General features: G+C 75.8%; 18 protein-coding genes and 1 tRNA gene. 12 read left to right on the top strand and 7 right to left on the bottom strand.

All coding sequences use genetic code 11. The features are described from left to right. Positions 1–60: 60 nt before the first annotated feature. A complete protein-coding gene (locus tag KRAD_RS10750; RefSeq protein WP_012085601.1) occupies positions 61–1,731 on the bottom strand; it encodes an ABC-ATPase domain-containing protein in 1,671 nt (556 codons plus the stop codon). 72 nt (positions 1,732–1,803) lie between these two features. Further along, on the bottom strand, positions 1,804–2,634 hold the full coding sequence (locus KRAD_RS10755; protein ID WP_012085602.1) for an SDR family oxidoreductase: 831 nt from the start codon (positions 2,632–2,634) through the stop codon (positions 1,804–1,806). Positions 2,635–2,887: 253 nt separating this feature from the next. On the opposite strand from KRAD_RS10755, the gene KRAD_RS10760 reads away from it, so the two are divergent. Then, positions 2,888–4,438 (top strand): flavin monoamine oxidase family protein, encoded by a 1,551-nt coding sequence (locus KRAD_RS10760; protein ID WP_085956135.1) that lies wholly within the window; start codon positions 2,888–2,890, stop codon positions 4,436–4,438. Between the two features lie 44 nt (positions 4,439–4,482). Then, a complete protein-coding gene (locus KRAD_RS10765; RefSeq protein ID WP_041293038.1) occupies positions 4,483–5,148 on the top strand; it encodes a Rid family hydrolase in 666 nt (221 codons plus the stop codon). Between the two features lie 69 nt (positions 5,149–5,217). Here the strand turns inward: KRAD_RS10765 and KRAD_RS10770 are convergent, their stop codons facing one another. Together KRAD_RS10770 and KRAD_RS10775 are read right to left on the bottom strand one after the other, a co-directional pair. Then, positions 5,218–5,835 carry a CG0192-related protein gene (locus tag KRAD_RS10770; RefSeq protein ID WP_012085605.1) on the bottom strand — a complete coding sequence of 206 codons (618 nt, stop codon included), beginning with the start codon at positions 5,833–5,835 and terminating at the stop codon, positions 5,218–5,220. A gap of 9 nt (positions 5,836–5,844) precedes the next feature. Beyond that, entirely contained in the window at positions 5,845–6,276 is a 432-nt protein-coding gene (locus KRAD_RS10775; protein WP_012085606.1) for a PPOX class F420-dependent oxidoreductase, read from the bottom strand. A gap of 161 nt (positions 6,277–6,437) precedes the next feature. Here KRAD_RS10775 and KRAD_RS10780 point away from each other — a divergent pair, with 161 nt between their 5' ends. Next, the gene (locus KRAD_RS10780) at positions 6,438–7,268 is read left to right on the top strand and encodes a hypothetical protein (protein WP_012085607.1); all 831 of its coding nucleotides are present in this window, start codon (positions 6,438–6,440) and stop codon (positions 7,266–7,268) included. 67 nt (positions 7,269–7,335) lie between these two features. Next, positions 7,336–7,827 carry a SigE family RNA polymerase sigma factor gene (locus KRAD_RS10785; RefSeq protein ID WP_012085608.1) on the top strand — a complete coding sequence of 164 codons (492 nt, stop codon included), beginning with the start codon at positions 7,336–7,338 and terminating at the stop codon, positions 7,825–7,827. 26 nt (positions 7,828–7,853) lie between these two features. Here the strand turns inward: KRAD_RS10785 and KRAD_RS10790 are convergent, their stop codons facing one another. Next, positions 7,854–8,522 (bottom strand): DJ-1/PfpI family protein, encoded by a 669-nt coding sequence (locus tag KRAD_RS10790; protein WP_049821468.1) that lies wholly within the window; start codon positions 8,520–8,522, stop codon positions 7,854–7,856. Between the two features lie 239 nt (positions 8,523–8,761). Here KRAD_RS10790 and KRAD_RS10795 point away from each other — a divergent pair, with 239 nt between their 5' ends. Beyond that, a complete protein-coding gene (locus KRAD_RS10795; RefSeq protein ID WP_012085610.1) occupies positions 8,762–9,901 on the top strand; it encodes an arabinan endo-1,5-alpha-L-arabinosidase in 1,140 nt (379 codons plus the stop codon). A gap of 60 nt (positions 9,902–9,961) precedes the next feature. On the opposite strand, the gene KRAD_RS10800 is transcribed toward KRAD_RS10795, so the two are convergent. Further along, positions 9,962–10,045, bottom strand: a tRNA-Leu gene (locus KRAD_RS10800). A 154-nt stretch (positions 10,046–10,199) separates the two neighbouring features. Here KRAD_RS10800 and KRAD_RS10805 point away from each other — a divergent pair. From KRAD_RS10805 to KRAD_RS10835, 7 genes are all read left to right on the top strand, one after another. Further along, positions 10,200–10,904: an FhaA domain-containing protein gene (locus tag KRAD_RS10805; protein ID WP_012085611.1), complete on the top strand. Its 705-nt coding sequence runs from the start codon at positions 10,200–10,202 to the stop codon at positions 10,902–10,904. A 37-nt stretch (positions 10,905–10,941) separates the two neighbouring features. Then, positions 10,942–11,442, top strand: a complete 501-nt coding sequence (locus KRAD_RS10810; RefSeq protein WP_012085613.1) for an FHA domain-containing protein FhaB/FipA — start codon at positions 10,942–10,944, stop codon at positions 11,440–11,442. A 3-nt stretch (positions 11,443–11,445) separates the two neighbouring features. Next, a complete protein-coding gene (locus tag KRAD_RS10815; protein ID WP_012085614.1) occupies positions 11,446–12,837 on the top strand; it encodes a PP2C family protein-serine/threonine phosphatase in 1,392 nt (463 codons plus the stop codon). Continuing rightward, positions 12,837–14,210, top strand: coding sequence for an FtsW/RodA/SpoVE family cell cycle protein (locus KRAD_RS10820; RefSeq protein WP_012085615.1), 1,374 nt, complete (start codon positions 12,837–12,839; stop codon positions 14,208–14,210). The genes KRAD_RS10815 and KRAD_RS10820 overlap by 1 nt, the downstream gene beginning before the upstream one ends. Next, a complete protein-coding gene (locus KRAD_RS10825) occupies positions 14,207–15,664 on the top strand; it encodes a peptidoglycan D,D-transpeptidase FtsI family protein (RefSeq protein ID WP_012085616.1) in 1,458 nt (485 codons plus the stop codon). Before KRAD_RS10820 ends, KRAD_RS10825 begins: the two co-directional genes overlap by 4 nt. A 63-nt stretch (positions 15,665–15,727) precedes the next feature. Then, a complete protein-coding gene (gene pknB / locus KRAD_RS10830) occupies positions 15,728–17,713 on the top strand; it encodes a Stk1 family PASTA domain-containing Ser/Thr kinase (RefSeq protein WP_012085617.1) in 1,986 nt (661 codons plus the stop codon). After that, a complete protein-coding gene (locus KRAD_RS10835) occupies positions 17,710–18,534 on the top strand; it encodes a metallophosphoesterase family protein (RefSeq protein ID WP_012085618.1) in 825 nt (274 codons plus the stop codon). Before pknB ends, KRAD_RS10835 begins: the two co-directional genes overlap by 4 nt. A 42-nt stretch (positions 18,535–18,576) precedes the next feature. Here KRAD_RS10835 and KRAD_RS24275 read toward each other — a convergent pair whose 3' ends face one another. After that, entirely contained in the window at positions 18,577–19,368 is a 792-nt protein-coding gene (locus KRAD_RS24275) for a hypothetical protein (protein WP_012085619.1), read from the bottom strand. Positions 19,369–19,460: the final 92 nt, after the last annotated feature.

The following is a 19,460-nucleotide window of genomic DNA, read 5'->3' on the forward strand; positions in this document are numbered from 1 at the left end:
GCACCGACCTCGTTCGCCCGATCGGGTCGAGCCGCCCCGGCCCGCGGGTCCCCCGCCGGCTCACCGCGCCGGGGGCTCGGTCAGGGCGAGCACCCGCAGCGCCCGCAGCCGGTCCAGCGCGGCGGCGACCTCGTGCCGGCGCGGGACGGCGACGTCGGCGGGGGACCCGCCGGTCCAGCCCTCGACGGGCCCGGCGAGGTCGGCCTCCAGCCGGTCCAGCACCTCGGGCAGGCTCCGGCGGCCGTCGAGGTGCCCGGCGCGCACGGCGTGGTCGAGGGCGAGGCCGGCGCCGGTGACCTGCCCGGGGTCGGTGAACTGGCGGACGGCGTGGACGTCGACGTCGTGCTCGCCGAAGCGCAGGGTGCCGGTGCCGACGGCGGAGACCCGCCGCTTCCCCCGCGCGCTCGCGTCGACGCTGCGGGGGTCGGGGAGCCGGGCCCGCACGGGCGGGAAGCGGCCCGCCTCCGCGACCCGGCCGGTGGGGCGGGCGGCGACCTCGCGGGCCCGCGCGGTGACGTCGCTGCAGCGGTAGGAGTCCATCAGCAGCACCCGGTCGGCGACGTCGAGGTAGTCCCCGGAGGCCCCGACGACGAGGACCGTCGACACGGCGTGGTCCTCGGCGAGGGAGCGGACGAGGTCCACGAACGGGTTGAGCGGTTCGGAGGTCTTCGCGACGAGCTCCTGCATCCGCGCGTCGCGGACCATGAGGTTCGTCGCCGCGGTGTCCTCGTCGATCAGCAGCAGCCGCGACCCCGCCTCCAGCGCCTCGACGGTGGCCGCGGCCTGCGAGGTGGAGCCGGAGGCGTCGGCGGTGGTGAGGTCGCGCGGGTCCAGCCCGCCGGGCAGGCCGGTGACGAAGGCGCCGACGTCGACGCGGGTGACCGCGCGCCCGTCCTCGGCGCGGATCGCGGCACCGTCGGCGACGGTGACGACGAGCTCGCGCCCGTCGCCGGGGACGTGGTCGTGGACGCCGGCCTCCAGCGCCCGCAGCAGCGTGGACTTGCCGTGGAAACCGCCGCCCACGACGACGGTGACGCCGGTGGGCACGCCCATCCCCCTCGTGCGGCCCCGGTGGGGCAGGTCGACCTCGACCCGCAGGGACCCCGGGGAGGCGAACGGGACGGCACCGCGGGCGGGGCGGTCGTCGACGCCGCTGGCCCGCGGCAGCACCGCGCCGTCGGCGACGAAGGCCACCAGCCCCAGCCCCGGCAGGGACCGGCGCAGGTGGTCGGCGTCCTCGACGGCGTCGACGAAGGCGCGGGCCCGGTCGGGGTCGGCGCCCAGGACGTGCTCGCGGACGAGGTCGGGCAGGGCGCGGGTGAGGTCGGCCGCCGCGGCGCGCCCGTCGATCCGCCGGCGCGGGCCGGGCAGGTGGTAGCCCAGGCGCAGGACGGCGCTGCCGTCGACGTCGATCTCGAAGCTGCTGCGCTGCAGCACTTCCTGCCCACCGGCGTCGATGCGGAACGGGCCGTCGGGGGCGGCGGCGGCGCGGGCCAGGAAGCTCGCCAGCGCGCGGCGGCGCACGGGCGCGGCGAGGTCGAGGCCGGCGAAGGGGGTGGCGAGGCGGACCTCCCAGCGCGAGGGCGGCGCGAAGGGGTCGGCCTGGGCGTGGCGCAGGGTCGCGCGCACCCCCTCCAGCAGCGGCCACGCCCGGCCGGTGAGGGAGCGGTAGCGGGCGTAGGGGGCGCCGTCGAGGCCCTCGAGGGTGCTGCGGAGTTCCTGCGCGCTCACCCGGGGAGTGTCGCGGACGACGCGCGGGCCGCCCCGGTGGGGGCGGCCCGGTGGGGGCCCGGCGGGGGCCGGTCAGCCCTCGCCGAGGACGTCCTCCAGGCTGCGCGCCGGGTGCCCGGTGACGGTCTCGACGGCGTCGGAGACGACGTCGAGCTCCCCCGCGGCGATGGCGGTGTAGGTGCTGACCCAGCCGTCGACCATCCACCGCGGGGCGCCGAAGCCCTCCCGCGCCGCGTAGGCCTCCTCCAGGGTCTCCTCGACGTAGCCCACCTCGCGGCCCTGGACGCGCGAGATCGTCGCGGCGACCTCGGCGAGGGTGAGGGCCCGCGGCCCGGTGAGGTCGTAGCTGCGCCCGTCGTGCGCCTCGTCGAGCAGGGCCGTGACGGCGACCTCGGCGACGTCGGCGCGGGCGACGGCGGCGAGGCGCCCCTGCCCGCCCGGGCCGCGCAGCGCCCCGTCGACGACGAACTCGGGGAGGATGTCGGCGTAGAAGGAGTCGCGCAGGAACGTGGTGCGGAACCCCGCGGCGGTGAGCAGCTCCTCGGTGGCGGCGTGGTCGCGGCCGAAGGTGAAGGTGCAGTCCGGGGCGGCGCCGAGGAACGAGGTGTAGACGACGCGCTCGACGCCCGCCGCGGCGGCGGCCTCGACGACGGTGCGGTGCTGGTCGAGGCGGTGGGCGTCCTCGGCGGCGGAGACGAAGAACAGCGTCCCGGCCCCGTGGAACGCGTGCTCGAGCGCCCCCGGGTCGTCGTAGGTCGCGGTCCGCACCCCGGCGCGGGGCAGGTCGGGGGCGCGGGAGGGGTCGCGCACGACGAGGCGCTGCCGGGCACCGGCGGAAGCGAGGGCGCGGGCGACCCGCCCGCCGACGGCTCCGGTGGCGCCGGTGACGGCGATGAGGTCCATGGGTCCAGACTGCCACCGACCGCGCGCCGCGGCTGCGGGGGCGGGTCGGCCCGCACCCGTCCCACCGGTCCCCCCCGTCCCACAGGTAACTCACACTTCACGCCCGGGACACGGTGCGGAAACACGTCCCCCCGAAGGTCGGAGTCGGCCGGTCACGGGTGGTGACCTGGCGGAACTTCGACCGAGGAGAACCGTGCCCGTTTCCCGCAGGAACTTCCTCCGTGGCGTCGGCGCCACCGGAGGAGCAGGAGCGATGTTCGGCGCGATGGGAGCGCTGGGGCTCGCCCCCGCCGCCGTCGCCGCGCCCACCGCCGCCTTCACCCCGCCGAGGCCCTCCGACTTCACCCTCACCGGGCGGTCGGCCCGGAACGTCCTGGTGCTCGGCGCCGGCATCGCCGGTCTCACCACGGCCTACGAGCTCGGCAAGGCCGGGTACCGGGTGACGCTGCTCGAGGGCCGCGCCCGGCCCGGGGGGCGCAACTGGACCGTGCGCGGCGGGGACACCGAGACGGACCTCAAGGGTGAGACGCAGCGCGTCCGCTTCGCCGAGGGCCAGTACATGAACGCCGGCCCCGCGCGCATCCCCCAGCACCACGTCACCATGGACTACTGCCGCGAACTCGGCGTCCCCCTGGAACCCTTCGTCAACCAGAACGCGGACGCGCTGCTCTACTACACCGGCGACACCGCCCTCTCGAACCAGGCGGTCACCCACCGCGCCGCCAAGGCCGACGTCTACGGCTACGTGTCGGAACTGCTCTCCAAGGCCACCGACGCGGGCGCCCTGGACGGCGAGCTGTCCGCCGAGGACAAGGAGGCGCTGACCGAGTTCCTGCGCGACTTCGGCGACCTCGGGAACTCCACCGGCGATCCCGCGGCCGCCGGCCTCTACCTCGGAGGTTCCGGGCGACGCGGTTTCGACGTCGAACCCGCCGCGGGCCTGCAGTCGGGCACCGTCTCGCCCGCCCCCGGCCTGCACGACGTCATCGCCAGCGGGATCGGCCGCGAGTTCTCCTTCGAGTTCGGCTGGGACCAGGCCGTCATGATGTTCCAGCCCGTCGGGGGCATGGACCGCATCGCCTACGCCCTCGAACGCGCCGTCGGGCCGAACCGGATCCGCTACGGCTCCACCGTCACCGGGATCCGCACCACTCCGGCCGGGGCCGACGTCGACTACACCGACGCCGCCGGGGTCCCGCGGACCGCGACGGCGGACTTCGTCGTCAACACGATCCCCCCGCACATCGCCGCCCGGATCCCCCACAACCTCGGACCTGCCGTCACCACCGCCCTCCAGACCCCGGTGCCCTCGCCGACCGGCAAGATCGGCCTGGAGTACACCCGGCGGTGGTGGGAGGACGACCTCCGCATCTACGGCGGGATCACCAACACCGACCTGGACCTCGCGCACGTCTGGTACCCGTCGTCGGGGTTCCACTCCGACCGCGGCGTCGTGGTCGGGTACTACAACTACGGCCAGGACGCCCTCGACTACGCGGCCCTGCCGCACAGCGCGCGCCGCCAGCGCGCGGTCGTCAACGGTGCCCGGATCCACGGCGACGTCTACGGGCGGGACATCGCGTCCTCCTTCTCCGTCTCCTGGAGCGCCACCCGGTTCTCCGAGGCCGGCTGGGTCGGCTGGGACGACCAGGAGGGCCCCGCCTACCGGACCCTCCTCGCCCCCCAGGGCAACGTCTACTTCGCGGGCGACCACCTCTCGCACGCCATCGCCTGGCAGCACGGGGCCATGACGTCGGCCCGGGCCACGGTGACCGCCCTGCACCAGCGGGTGATGAGCGCGTGAGCGCCGCACGACGCACCCCCACCCCCCACCCGACGGAGAACCTCGTGAAGAAGCTCAACCGCCCCGTCGCCGTGGGCGCCGCCGCCCTCCTGCTCCTCGGCGCCGGTGCCGGCGCCGGGGTCGCCGCGAGCCGCGGCGGGACCCCGGAACCCGGGACGGTCGTGACGAACCTGCCGCTCGGCAGCACCAACCCCAACATCGCCAGCGGCGTGGGGATCGGGGCGGGGACGGCGATCTACAAGTCCTCGGGGACCGGCCCGTCGGTGGGCGACCCGACCGCCACCCCCGGGACCCCGCAGGCCTACGTGGACCTCGAGGCGTTCGGCGGCACCGTCCCCGAGGGGGTGACGCTCACCGAGGCCCAGGGCCTGAACGCGCTGGCGGCGATCGGCGAGAACCTGGCGACCGTCGGCCTCGACTACGACGACGTCATCACGATGCGCGTGTTCCTCGACAACGAGCCGGGGGCCGAGACCGCCGACTTCGCCGGCTGGAACCGCGCCTACCGGCAGTACTTCGCCAACGTCGACCTGGAGACCGGGGAGGCGACGCAGGTCGTCCTGGGCACCGGCGCCCCCGCGGCGCCGCTGCGGGAGAACGTCGCCGTCCCCTCGCGCTCCGCCCTGGAGGTCGGCTCCCTGCCCGTGCCCGGGTGGCTGGTGGAGATCGAGGTCGACGCGGTCTACCCGGAGCAGCACCCGGTCGACTGACCCCGGCGCGAGGTGCGCCACCCCCACCCGCGGTCCCGCCGGGCTCTCCCGGGGACCACGGGTGGGGGCTCAGGCGGGGACGACAGCCAGGACGGCGGACTCCCCGCCCCAGGAGGCGGTGAGGGTCTCCCCCGGGGGGACGGGGGTGCCGAGCACCCGCACGACGAGGAGGTCGCCCGCGTCGGTGGCGACGGCGGTGAGCGCCCCGGCCTCGCGCACCTCGACGGAGGTGACGGCGGGGGCGTGCGCGGCCGAGCCGCTGCCCCGGGCCGTCGCCTCCTTCGGCACCGGCTCCAGGCGCCCGTCGACGGCCACCTGCTGGTCCGCCTCGGTGCCGCCGGTGACGATGGCGCGGCGCAGGACGTCGGCGTGCACGGGGTCCCCCACGGCGTCGTAGACCCACCGCCGCCCGAGGACCGAGTGCTCCACCGTCGTGACGAGGAACTCCTCCGCCCCCGCCAGCGGCGCGCCGCGGTAGGTCAGCGGGACCTGCAGCACCGGGCCCGCGCCGGCCCGCACGAGCAGCGTCTCCACCCCGACCTCCCCCGCGGGGTCGTCGAAGCGGAAGCGCCCCACCTGGACGAGCTCCTCGCCCTCCGCGACCCCGCTCCACGGCCGGCGGGGCAGCCAGCGGGACAGCGCTTCGAGCTTGGTGGGGCGCAGCTGCGCCCGGTGGATGACGGCCACGGCCCGAACCTACTGCGGCGGCTGCCCGTAGACGCGCCCGACCGGCAGCCGCACGACGCGGCGGCGGTCGCGCACCATCGCGCGGCGGTAGTCGTCCCAGTCCGGGTGCTCCCCCGCGAGCGCCCGGTAGAGGTCGACGAGCTCCTCGACCGTCGCGTCGTCCTCCCGCCCGGCCACCGGTGACAGCGTCGCGTCGCCCTCGACGACGGCCCAGCTCCAGAAGTCCTCCGCCGTCACGTGCAGGCTCGCGCGGGGGTCGCGTTCCAGGTTCCGCGCCTTCGCCCGGTCGGCGGTGACCGAGACCCGCACGAGCCGGCGCTCGGGGTCGTAGTGGTGGGTGACGTTGGACAGCTGGGGCCGGCCGTCCCGCTTCAGCGTCGCCAGGACGCTGCGGGTGGTGGAGCCGACGAGGTCGAGCAGGGCGTCCTGGGCATCCGTCATGCAGGGGGAAGGTCCGGCCCGGCGGACTTCTTCCCCGATCGTGGAGGGCGTGTAACGAGAGCGGGGGCCGCTGCGTCGTGGAGGTGTCGGGTCCCGCGGGCCCGGCGGGGACCACGACGCGCGGACCCGCCGCGGCGCCCGCGCACGGAGGAGGTGGCTCGATGCCCGGATCGACGGGGACCGGCGGCGACGACCCGCTAGTCCGCGCCCTGCGGCGCCAGGACCCGGCCGACCACCCGCTGGGGACGGAGGAGCTGCTGGCCGGTGCGCGCCGGCGGGCCGGGCGCCTGCGCACCCGCCGCCGCGTCGCGCTCGCCGCGTTCGCGCTGGCCGTGGTGGCCGTGCCCACCGGCGTCGGGGTCCTCGGCGACGGGTTCGGCCCGGACCGGACCGTGGTCGCCGACCCCGCCCCCACCGAGCGCCCGCAGGGGCAGCCGGTCGCGGCCGGGGACATGCTCGACGACGAGACCGTGACCGCGGTGCTGCCCGGGGCGACCCGTGACCCGGGCGAGGACACCGTCGAGGGGTTCGGGGCGGACGTGAGCGCCGGGTTGTGCGTCGACGAGGCGTTCGCCGCGGCGACCTTGCTGGGTGGGCGCCGCGCGACGTGGGCCGTGCCCGGCGACGACGCGCGGCAGGTCGTCTCCCAGACCGTGCGCCGCTTCGACGGGGACGGGGCGGCGGCCTACGTGGCGGTCGCCCGGGAGCAGATCGCCGCGTGCGAGACCGGCACGGCACCGGAGGCGGAGACCGGGGGGTGGACGGCGGTCGGCCGGGGCGAGACCGGGGCGGGCATCGTCAGCGCCTTCGCCCTCGTCCAGCAGGACGTGGACGGCGGCGGGTCGCTGTGGCGGGTGCGCGCGGTGCTGGAGGAGGACGGGATCGTCGTCGACGTGAGCGCCGACCTCGTCCGCGACAGCCCCGCCGACCTGTCGTCGACGGCGGCCGGCCTGGCCGAGGCCGGTCTGGCGAAGCTGGCCGGGACGCCGTGACCCCCGCCGGACCCCGCACCACGTGCCGCGCCGGGGGCACGACCGCCGCTCGACGAGGGAACCCAGGGTGGAACTGAACTACGAGGAGTTCGTCGCCGCCCGCGGACCGGCGCTGCAGCGCCTGGCCCGCGGGCTGCTGCGCAACCCCTCCGACGCCGAGGACGTCGTGCAGGACGTCCTGGCCAAGGCCCTGCTGAAGTGGAACCGCATCAGCGCCGCCGACGACCCCATCGCCTACGTCAACCGCATGCTGGTCAACGAGTCCACCTCCTTCTGGCGCCGCACCGCGCGCCGGGAGGACCCCCGCGCGCCGGAGGACCTCCCCGTCTCCGCCGCCGCGGACGCCACCCAGCGCTTCCTCGACCGCGACGCGCTGCTCGCCGCGGTGCGCACGCTGCCGACCAAGCAGCGCTCGGTGGTCGCCCTGCGCTACCTCGACGAGATGGACGACGAGCGCATCGCCGACATCCTCGACATGACCACCGGTGCGGTGCGCGTCAACGCCAGCCGCGGGCTGGCGACCCTGCGCGCGGCCATGAAGCTCCCCGCCACCGTCTGAGCCCGCCGTCCCACCCCCCGCGACGGTCAGGCCGGGGCGCCCGCGGGGGCCCCGGCCGCGGGTCCGCGCCGCCAGGCGTAGTCCATCTGCCGCGCCGTGGCCACGGCCAGCTCCTCGCCGGCCAGCCGGGCCACCAGGTGCAGGGCGAGGTCCAGGGCGGCGCTGATGCCCGCGCTGGTGGCGAGGTCGCCGTGGTCGACGAAGCGCACGCCCTCGACGACCCGCAGGTGCGGCCAGCGTCCCCGAAGGTCCGCGAGGTCCTCCCAGTGGGTCGTCACCTCCCGCTCGTCGAGCAGGCCGGCGGCGGCCAGCACGAAGGCGCCGGTGCACACCGAGGCCACCACCTCGGCCCCGTCCCGGCTGCGCCGCAGCCACTCCCGCACCGCGGGGTCGGCGGCCACGGCGTCCACCACGCCCCCCGGCACGAGGACCACCTCGCAGGGCGGGGCCTGCGCGACGCCGACGTCGGCGCCCAGCCGCAGCCCGCCCCGCGCCCGCACGCCCGAGGTCGCGGCCCCCTCGCCGGCGGCGACGAGGACCACCTCGAACGGGGCGGGCCGCCCGGTGCGCGCGGCGACGCGGTTGGCCACCGAGAACACCTCGAAGGGGCCGCAGGCGTCGAGCACCTCGACCTCGTCGAAGAGGAGGAGGCCGACGCGGCGGGGGGACGGCGGGAGCGGGGCGGTGGCGGTCACCGGGGCAGCGTGGCCGCGCGGGACGGCGGCTTCCAGCGGCGGGACGGCCACGTCCCGTCCACTTCCCGCCACCCCCCGTCGCCGCCCGCGTCGCCGCCCCTTCCCACCGGTTCGTCCCGGCCCGGGGTCGATCCCCTCTTTACAACGTTGCACCAACGGGGCATGCTCAGCGGGCCCACAGCAACGGTCGCACGGACGCGACCTAAGACACGCTCGACGACGAGCGGGAGAAGGACCACGTGAACCTGCGCGAGACCACCCCCACGCCCGCCGCGGACCACCGCACCCCGGACCACCGCACCCCGGACCACCGCACCCCGGCCCGCCGGCGCCGGACGACCGCCGCCGCGGCCCTGGCCGTCCTCGCCCTCCTCGGGCCCGCGGCCGCGGTGCAGGCCGCCGGCCCCCGCCAGGGCCCCCCGCCCACCGGCAAGCTGACCATGGTCGGGGAGGTCGGCGACTACGTGGAGGGCGTCGTCGACGACCCCGCCCACGACCCCACGCTGTTCTCCGACCGCGGCGTCTACTACGTCGCCTCGACCGGTGTGGCGAACCCCGACGACCCCGGCGGGATCTTCCTGCGCCGCTCCGACCGCTCCCTCGCGGGGCCGTGGGTGTCCCTCGGCGCGATCGACCTGCCCCGCTGGACCCTCGACTACGGCGTCGGCCACCTGTGGGCCCCGCACGTCGTCGAGCTCGGCGGCACCTTCCACCTGTACTACGCCGCCTCCTCGTTCGGGACGAACCGCTCCGCGATCGGCCTGGCCACCACCCGCACCCCGGGCGACCTGGACAGCTGGGTCGACCACGGCCCCGTCCTCACCTCCGACACCGACGACGACTTCAACGCCATCGACCCCGACGTCTACCGGGCGGACGGGAAGTGGTGGATCGCGTTCGGCTCGTTCTGGAGCGGCATCAAGGTCCAGGAGCTGAAGGGCATGGACACCCCCGTCGGCCCGGTCCGCAGCCTGGCCAGCCACCCCGAGGTGCCGCCGAACGCCATCGAGAACCCGCAGGTCTTCCAGCACGGCGGGTACTGGTACCTCACCGCGAGCTGGGGCCTGTGCTGCCGCGGGGTGGAGAGCACCTACGAGACCGTCGTCGGCCGCTCCACCAGCCCGACGGGGCCCTTCGTGGACCGCGACGGCGTGCCCATGACCGAGGGCGGCGGCACCCCGCTGCTCAGCTCGCGCGGCAACCAGATCGGCACCGGCGCCCTCGACGTCCTGCGGGACCGGGGCCGCACCTACGCGGTGCACCACTACTACGACGCCCGCACCGGCGGCACGATCCGCATGCAGGTCCGCGAGGTCGAGTGGCGCGAGGGCTGGCCCACGTTCTCCTACGGGCCCGGGGACGGGCAGCCGCCGCGCTGACCCCCGGCACCCCGGGAACGACGAAGGCCCCGGTCTCTCGACCGGGGCCTTCGCCCTCTGTGCGCGAGGGGGGAGTTGAACCCCCACGCCCTTTCGGGCACACGGACCTGAACCGTGCGCGTCTGCCTATTCCGCCACTCGCGCAGACATGGAAACCGTACCAGCCCCCGGGGGGTCCTCGTGACGCGTCACCACCGTCGCCCGCAACCCGCACCTCTTCCACACGGGCGGGCAGGGGTCTCCCGGCTACCATGCCGAGGGCTGGGACAACCGTGACGATCTTGGGAGGAGGCTCGACGTGGGAGTGCTGGACCGCTTCGAACGCGGCGTGGAACGCGCCGTCAACGGCGTCTTCGCGCGGGCCTTCCGCAGCGAGGTGCAGCCCGTGGAGGTCGCGAGCGCCCTGCGCCGCGAGCTGGACGACCGGGCCGCGGTGCTCTCGCGCGGGCGCACGCTGGTGCCGAACAGCTTCATCGTCGAGCTCGGCCCCGCCGACCACGGCAAGATCGCCTCCTGGCAGGACACCCTCGCCGACGAGCTCGTCGCCGCGGTGACCCAGCACGCCGAGAAGCAGCGCTACTCCTTCGTGGGCCCGGTCCGCGTCGACTTCCACGAGGCCGACGACCTGGAGACGGGCGTCTTCCGGGTCCTGTCCTCCACGGTGAAGGGCCGGGTCGCCCCCGCGACGCCCCGGACGAACCAGGCCGGCCGGCCCCGCCTGGAGGTCGACGGGCGCGGGTACGTGCTCTCCGAGGCCGTCACGGTCATCGGGCGCGGCTCCGACGCCGACGTCGTCGTCGACGACCCGGGCGTCTCCCGCCGCCACGCCGAGATCCGCGTCAGCGGCCACGGGGCCCGCCTGAGCGACCTCAGCTCCACCAACGGCACCTTCGTCGACGGGGAGCGGGTCTCCTCCCTGGACCTCTTCGACGGCACGGCGATCACCGTGGGCCGCACCACGCTGGTCTTCCACGCCGCGCGCCGCGACGAGGGGTGGACGTGATCCCCGGGACCAGGGCGACGACGACGGGCACGGCTCCGTGAGCGAACTCACCCTCACCGTCCTGCGGTTGGGTCTGCTGATCGTGCTGTGGCTGTTCGTCCTCGCCATCGTCGGCGTCCTGCGCGCGGACCTCCTCGGCACCCGCGTGACGGCCCGGCGCACCGAGCGGGCCGCCGCACGTCCCCCGCGCCCGGCCCGCGAGGCCACCCCGCCGCCCGAGGCGGGCGCCCCGGCGCGCCCCAAGCGGGCGACGCTGGTCGTCACCGAGGGCTCGCTGCGCGGGACGACGCTCACCCTGGGCCAGGCCCCGGTCCTCATCGGCCGCGGCGCCGACTGCACGCTCGTCCTGGACGACGAGTACGCCTCGACCCGGCACGTCCGCATCACCGCCAACCCCGCCGGCGACGGCTGGGTGGTGGAGGACCTGCAGTCCACCAACGGAACGGTCCTGGGTCGCGAACGACTGACCGCTCCCGCCCCCTTCGAGCCCGGGACGCCGCTGCGCATCGGCAAGACCGTGCTCGAACTCCGGAGGTAGTCCGTGGCCATCGCGCTGAACTTCGCCGCGCGCTCCGACGTCGGTCTGGGCCGCAGCTCCAACCAGGACTCCGGCTACGCCGGGCCGCACCTGCTCGTCGTGGCCGACGGGATGGGCGGGCACGCCGGGGGCGACGTGGCGAGCTCGCTGGCCGTCGGCGAGCTGTCCATCCTCGACGGGGAGTCCCACGGCAGCGACGACGCCGCGCAGCACCTGCACGACGCCCTCGAGGCCGCCAACGCCCAGCTGCGCCGCCGGGTCGGGGACGAGCCCGACCTCGCCGGGATGGGCACCACCGTCACCGCGATCCTGCGCGCGGGGTCCCGCCTCGTCCTCGCCCACATCGGGGACTCGCGCGGCTACCTGCTGCGCGAGGGGCGGCTGACGCAGCTGACGAAGGACCACAGCTACGTGCAGAGCCTCCTCGACGAGGGCCGCATCAGCCCCGAGGAGGCCGAGCGGCACCCGCAGCGCTCGGTGATCATGCGGGTGCTCACCGGGCGCGACGACGACGAGGCCGACGTCTCGGTCCGCGAGGCGAAGCCGGGCGACCGCTACCTGCTGTGCAGCGACGGGCTGTCGGGGGTGGTGAGCCACGAGACCCTCGCCGAGACCCTCGCGGCCGGGATGGACCCCGACACCACCTGCCAGCGCCTCGTCGAGCTCGCGCTGCGCGGCGGCGGGCCGGACAACATCTCCTGCGTGGTGGCCGACGTCGTGGAGCTCGGCGGCGGCCCGCCCCCCTCGACGACGCCGCAGGTCGTGGGGGCCGCCGCGTTCCACCGCCCCCGCCGCTCCTCCGCCGCCGGGACCCCGGCCGCGCGCGCCGCGGCGCTGCGCGCGGCGCAGGACGAGTCCGGCGACGACTCGGAGGACGACGATGCGCAGCCCCGGCTGAGCGAGCGCGAACGCCGGCGGCGCCGGCGGCGCTGGATCGCCGGCCCGGTCCTGCTCCTGCTGGTGCTGGTCGCCGGCGGGTTCGGCGGCTGGCGCTGGAGCCAGCAGCAGTACTTCGTGGGCGCGGACGGCAGCAACGTCGCCGTCTACCGGGGGCTGACCCAGGACATCGGGCCGCTGGGCACCTCCCACGTCGTGGAGAGCACCGGCATCTCGCTGAGCGACCTGCCCACCACGTGGGCGGACAAGGTGCGCGCGCGCATCGCGTCGCAGGACCTCGCCGGGGCCCGCCGCACGGTGAGCGACCTGGAGGACATCGCGAGCGCCTGCCGGGCGGCCACGGCGCCCACCACCCCCGCCGTCCCGGTGGTGCCGGCCCCCGCGGCGGCGTCCCCGCCCGCGTCCACCCCGGCGCCGACGTCCGAGCCGACGTCCGAGCCGACGTCCACCCCGAGCTCCACGCCCCTGACCGTCGAGGACTGCGGAGGCGTCGGCTGATGGCCACCGTGCTGCCCGTCTACCCCACCACCCGCCGCAACGTCGAGCTGCTGCTGGTGCTGCTCGCCGTCCTCATCGCCGGCGGTGCCTGGGCCGTCGTCGGCCTCACCCTCGACGGCGCTGTGCCCCCGAACCTGCTCGCCTACGCCGGCGGCCTCGGCGGGCTCGCGGTGCTGCTGCACCTGCTGCTGCGCTGGCGGGCCAAGCACGCCGACCCGCTGCTGCTGCCGGTGGCGACCCTGCTCAACGGCCTCGGCCTGGTGATGATCCACCGGATCGACCAGGCCCTGGACACCACCTCCGCGTCGCGGCAGTTCCTGTGGTCCGCGCTGGGGATCGTCGCGGCCGGGGTGGTGCTGGCGTTCGTCCGCGACCACCGCGTCCTGCGCCGCTACACCTGGACCGCGGCCGTGGCCGGTCTCGTCCTGCTGCTGCTGCCGCTGGTCCCGGGTCTGGGCCGCACCATCAACGGCGCCCGCATCTGGATCGGCCTCGGCCCGTTCTCCTTCCAGCCCGGGGAGCTCGCGAAGATCTGCCTGGCGGTGTTCTTCGCCGGCTACCTCGTCGTGCACCGCGACGCCCTCAGCCTCACCGGGCGCAAGGTCCTGTTCCTGCAGCTGCCCCGCGCGCGCGACCTCGGCCCGATCCTGCTGGCGTGGGTGGCGAGCATCGGCATCCTCGTCCTGCAGCGCGACCTGGGGACCTCGCTGCTGTTCTTCGGGCTGTTCGTCGCGGTGCTGTACGTGTCGACGGAGCGGGTCAGCTGGATCGTGCTCGGCCTGCTGATGTTCTCCGCCGCGGCGGTCTTCGCGGCGACGACGATGAGCCACGTCCAAGCCCGCGTGGACATCTGGCTGAACCCCTTCACCGCGGAGAACCGCACCGGGTCCGCCTACCAGCTCGTGCAGGGCCTGTACGGGATGGCCAACGGCGGGCTGATCGGCACCGGGCTGGGCGAGGGCCGGCCGCAGACCGTGCCCTACGCGAACTCCGACTTCATCTACTCCTCCCTGGGCGAGGAGCTCGGCCTCGTCGGGCTGTTCGCGGTGCTCGTCCTCTACGTCGTCCTCGTCGAGCGGGGTCTGCGCACCGCGATCGGCGTGCGCGACGGGTTCGGCAAGCTGCTCGCCGCGGGGCTGGCGTTCTCCGTCACCCTGCAGGTGTTCGTCGTCGTCGGCGGGGTCACCCGGGTCATCCCGCTGACGGGCCTGACGATGCCGTTCCTGGCCGCCGGGGGGTCCTCGCTGGTGTCGAACTGGATCGTCGTCGCGCTGCTGCTGCGGGTGTCGGACCTGGCCCGGCGCCCCGCCGCGGAGGTCCGCAACGGCCCCGAGGGCGACACCGGCGTCACCCAGGCGGTGCGGATCCCGTGAACCGTCCCCTGCGCCGGCTGTCCCTCGTGGTCGCCTTCCTGTTCTTCGCGCTGTTCGCCTCCACGACGTGGGTCCAGTTCATCCGCGCCGGCCAGCTCAACGCGATGCCGGGCAACTCCCGGCAGCTGTACGCGGAGTTCGGCCGCGAGCGGGGCGCGATCCTCGTCGCCGGGGGCGCGGCCATCGCCGCCAGCGTCCCCTCCGGGGACCAGTACGAGAAGCTGCGCACCTACGCCGCCGGCCCGCTGTACGCGCCCGTCACCGGCTACTACTCGCTGCGCTACGGGACCTCGGGGATCGAGCGGTCCGAGAACGACCTGCTGGCCGGGTCCTCGGACGAGCTGTTCTACCGCAACCTCTCCAGCCTGCTGACCGGGGAGAAGCCCAGCGGCGCCTCCGTCGAGCTGACCATCCGCCCCAAGGTCCAGCAGGCCGCGTGGGACGCCCTCGACGGGCGCAAGGGCGCCGTCGTCGCGCTGGACCCCGCGACCGGCGACGTGCTGGCGATGGTGTCCAGCCCCAGCTACGACCCCAACACCCTCGCCTCCCACGACGGCGACACCGAGGCGCAGGCGTGGGACGCGCTGAACGCCGACGAGGACGACCCGCTGGTCAACCGGGCCACCAGCACCCTCTACCCGCCGGGCTCGACGTTCAAGGTCATCACCGCGGCCGCGGCGCTGGAGAGCGGCGACTACACCGCCGACACGCTGCTGAAGGGCCCGCAGGAACTGCCCCTGCCGCAGACCAGCAACACCCTGAAGAACGACGAGGGCACCGCCTGCGGCCCGAACGACCAGGTCTCCCTCGCGGACGCGCTGCGGATCTCCTGCAACACCGCGTTCGGCGACCTGGGCCTGACCCTCGGCGCGGACGCGCTGCAGGAGCAGGCCGAGAAGTTCGGGTTCGGGCAGTCGCTGTCGATCCCCACGACGGTCGCGACCAGTCGCTACCCCACCGGCGACGACGTCGCCGGCCCGCTGCTGGCCTACTCCGCGATCGGCCAGGGCAGCGACGTCGCGACCCCGCTGCAGGTCGCGATGATCTCCGCGGCCGTCGCCAACGACGGGGTCGTCATGCGGCCCAACCTCATCGCCAACGTCCGCGACGCCGACGCCCAGGTCGTCGAGCAGCCCTCCCCGGAGGAGCTCGGCCGCGCCGTCAGCTCCGAGACCGCCGGGACGCTGCGGGACATGATGGAACTCGTCGTGTCCTCCGGGACGGGGTCCCGGGCGCAGATCGAGGGGGCCACCGTCGGGGGCAAGACGGGCACCGCGCAGCACGGGGCGGGGCTGCCGCCGTACGCCTGGTTCACCTCCTTCGCCCAGCGGGGCGACCGGCAGGTGGCCGTGGCGGTGGTCATCGAGGACGGCGGCTCGACCGAGAGCGCCTACGGCGGCCGGTTGTCGGCGCCGGTGGCGAAGACGGTGATGGAGGCGGCGCTCGATGGCTGACCCGATGGTCGGAACGCACGCTGATCGGGTAGGACTGCTGGGACGAACGGGGCGAGGAGAGCTGTGAGCGACACCACGATCGGCCAGGGGGTGCCGGCACCGCGCGTTCTCGGCGGCCGGTACGAGGTCGGCGCGCTGCTCGGCCGCGGCGGCATGGCCGAGGTCCACGTCGCCCGCGACACCCGCCTCGGGCGCAGCGTCGCGGTGAAGCTGCTGCGCTCCGACCTCGCGCGCGACCCCTCCTTCCAGGCCCGCTTCCGCCGCGAGGCGCAGGCCGCGGCCGGGCTGAACCACCCCTCGATCGTCGCCGTCTACGACACCGGCGCCGAGCTGACCACCGAACCCCACGGGGGGCGGGTGGAACTGCCGTGGATCGTCATGGAGTACGTCGAGGGCCGCACCCTGCGCGACCTGCTCCGCACCGACCACCCGCTGGCCATCGAGGAGTGCCTCTCCATCACCGAGGGCGTCCTCAACGCGCTGGAGTACTCGCACCGGATGGGCATCGTCCACCGCGACATCAAGCCCGCCAACGTCATGATCACGCCCGCGGGCGAGGTCAAGGTCATGGACTTCGGCATCGCGCGCGCCGTCAGCGACTCCTCCGCGACGCTGACGCAGACCTCGGCGGTCATGGGCACCGCGCAGTACCTCTCCCCCGAGCAGGCCCGCGGGGAGCAGGTCGACTCCCGCAGCGACCTGTACTCCACCGGCTGCCTGCTCTACGAGATCCTCACCGGCCGTCCCCCGTTCACCGGCGACGCCCCCGTGGCCGTGGCGTACCAGCACGTCTCCGAGCAGCCCCGGCCGCCGTCGGCGCTGGCCCCGCAGATCCCGCCGGCCGTCGACCACGTCGTGCTCATGGCGCTGTCGAAGGACCGCGAGCACCGCTACCAGACCGCGGGCGACTTCGCCGACGACCTGCGCCGGGCCGTGGAGGGCCGTCCGCTGCGCGGGGCGAGCTTCGCGACCCAGCGGTTCGACGCCGCCCCGACCGCCGCGACGCGGGTCGCCCCGGCGGTCGCGCCGGTCCCGGCGCCGGTGCCCCCGTCGACGGGGGCGCTGCCGCGCGTGAGCGACAGCGACCCGCCCTTCGAGGAGGACCCGCCGCGCAAGCGCTGGCCGTGGGTGCTGCTCGTCGTCGTGCTCCTCTTCGGCGTCGGCGGGGTCGGCTGGGCGCTGGTGCAGGGCGACGGCGGGGACGCGGGCGGCGCCGAGCAGACCTCGACCGCCCCGGCGACGGTCACCCTGCCGGACCTCGCGGGCTCCTCCCAGGCCGAGGCCGAGGCGCAGCTCGCCGAGCTCGGGTTGACCGCGACCGTCGTCACGGCCGCCGACGACGCCGTGGCCGAGGGCGACGTCGTCAGCACCGACCCCGTGGCCGGGGCCGCGGTGGCCGTGGGCGGGGCGGTGGCGCTGACGGTGTCCACCGGCCCGGACGCCGTGCAGGTGCCGGACGTGAGCGGACGGACCCAGGAGCAGGCGCGGGCCCAGCTCACCGCCGCCGGTTTCACCGTCGGCGACGTCACCACCAGCGACGACCCGTCGGTGGACGCGGGCGAGGTCATCTCCACCGACCCCGCCGGCGGCACCTCGCAGCCGCGGGGCACGGCGATCGCCCTCGTCGTGGCCAGCGGTCAGGTCACCGTCCCCGACGTCACCGGGCAGTCGCTGGCGGACGCCGTGGACCAGCTGCGCCAGCTGGGGTTCAGCACGAACTCCACGACGGCCACCGCGCCGACCGACGCGGAGCCGGGCACCGTGGTCAGCCAGGACCCCTCCCCGGACACCAAGGCCGACGTCGACGCCGTGGTCAACCTCGTGGTGGCGCCCGAGCGGACGGCGACGGAGTCCCCGACGTCCACCCCGACGGACTCGCCGACCTCGACGGGTTCCCCGACGAGCACGTCGGCCACCTCGGCCGCGTCCACCCGCGGCTCCTCCGGGTCGGGTCAGACCGCGGCGGGGACGCCGAACGGGAACGGCAACGGCAACGGCAACGGCAACGGCAACGGCAACGGCCGGGGCGACGACGAGGAGGAGCAGTGACCCGCGTCCTGCAGCTGTCCGACACCCACCTGATGGCGGCCGGCGCCCTGCACAACGGGCTCGTCGACACCACCGCCGCCCTCGTCCACGCGCTGGAGGCGCTGCGGGACGTCGGGCCCCTCGACGCCGTCGTCGTCTCCGGGGACGTCTCCGACGACGGGACGGTCGCCTCCTACGAGGCGGCGCGCGACCTGGTGGGGGGCTTCGCCGCCGAGCGCGGCGCGGTGGCGGTGTTCGCGATGGGCAACCACGACGTCGCCGGGCCGTTCGAGCAGGTGCTGGGGCCGACGCGCTCGGTCCACGACGTCGCCGGGGTGCGGATCGTCGTCCTCGACTCCTCCGTCCCCGGCCGCGGGTACGGGGAGCTGCCGGCGGAGCAGCTGTCCTGGGCGCGCGAGGTGCTGGCGGACCCCGCCCCGCGGGGTTCGGTCGTCGTGGTCCACCACTCCCCGCTGCCGGCCCCCACCGTCCTGCACGAGGGGCTGCGGTTGCAGCGGCCGGCGGAGCTGCTCGACGCGCTGGCCGGGACCGACGTCCGGGCCGTGCTGTCGGGGCACTACCACCACCCCTTCGCCGCGACCCTGCCCTCCGGGCTCGCCGCGTTCGTCGCGCCCGCGGTGGCCAACCGCTGCGACGTGCTCGTCGCGCCCGGCCGCGAGCGGATCCTGCGCGGCAGCGGGGCCCTGCTCGTCGACCTCGACGAGCGGGGGGTGCGCGCGACGGTGCTGACCGTGCCCGTCCCCGGCGACGGGGAGGAGCTGTTCGTCCTCGACGAGGAGACCGTCACCCGGATCCTCGCGCAGGCCGGCGTCCCCGGCTGACCGCGCGCCGGCGGGAGCCCCGCCGGCGCGCGGTGGGCCGCCTCAGCCGGCCCGGCCCCGCAGGAAGGCGCGGACCTTGCCCAGCAGCGAGCCGGAGCGGTCCCCGGCCGGCGCGGTGCTCCGCGGGGCGGTGGTGTCGGGACGGGGCTCGGGGCTGGGGGTCGGGGTCGGGGTCGCGGGGGCGGCCGGCGCCCCCGCCTCTTGGACCGGCTGCTCCACCGGCTCCTGAACCGGCTGTTCCACCGGCTCCTCGACCCGCTGCCCCAGCGGCTCCTCGACCGGCTGGACCGGCTGGACCGTCTCGACCGGCTGCGCCACCGGCTCCTCGACACCGGCGCGGTGACGGCCCGCCGGGGCGTCCGGGCCGGCCGGGTCCGCGGGGGCGAGCGGCTCGGCGGGCTCGCCGGCCGGCTCGGCCGGGTCCCCGACCAGCTCGCCGGGGTCCCCGACGAGCTCGCCCGGGTCGCCCAGCAGCTCGCCCGGGTCGCCGCTCGGCGCGTCGGCGTCGGGCACGACGCGGTCGGCGGCCGGGGTGCCGTAGTGGTCGTGCAGGGCTTCCTCGTCGGCGGGCGTCAGGGCGCTGCCGAGGGGGTGCCGCGGCGCCCCCTCGACCTGCGCGGCAGTGGAGGTCACCACGAGGGTGTCGTGGCTGAACCAGGCGCCCGCCAGCGGGAGCAGCGACACGTCGGTCTCGACGATCCCGGTCCGGACCCACGCCCAGCGCGGGGTGCCCGCCCGCGGGTGCGCGTCGACGACGAGTCCGAGCCGTTCTCCCGTCCCGGTCATCGCGACCGTTCCGGTGAGGGTTCCTGCGTCGGGGAGTTCGGGTGCCATGGTGTCCTGCTCATCCTGTTCCGCAACCGGCCCGGCTGCTGTCGGGTGGGTCGTCCCACGTCACCGCCACGACCCGCGGTCTCGGCCGTCGG

The sequence above is a fragment of the Kineococcus radiotolerans SRS30216 = ATCC BAA-149 genome, assembly GCF_000017305.1.
In the GTDB taxonomy this organism is placed as follows: Bacteria; Actinomycetota; Actinomycetes; order Actinomycetales; family Kineococcaceae; genus Kineococcus; species Kineococcus radiotolerans.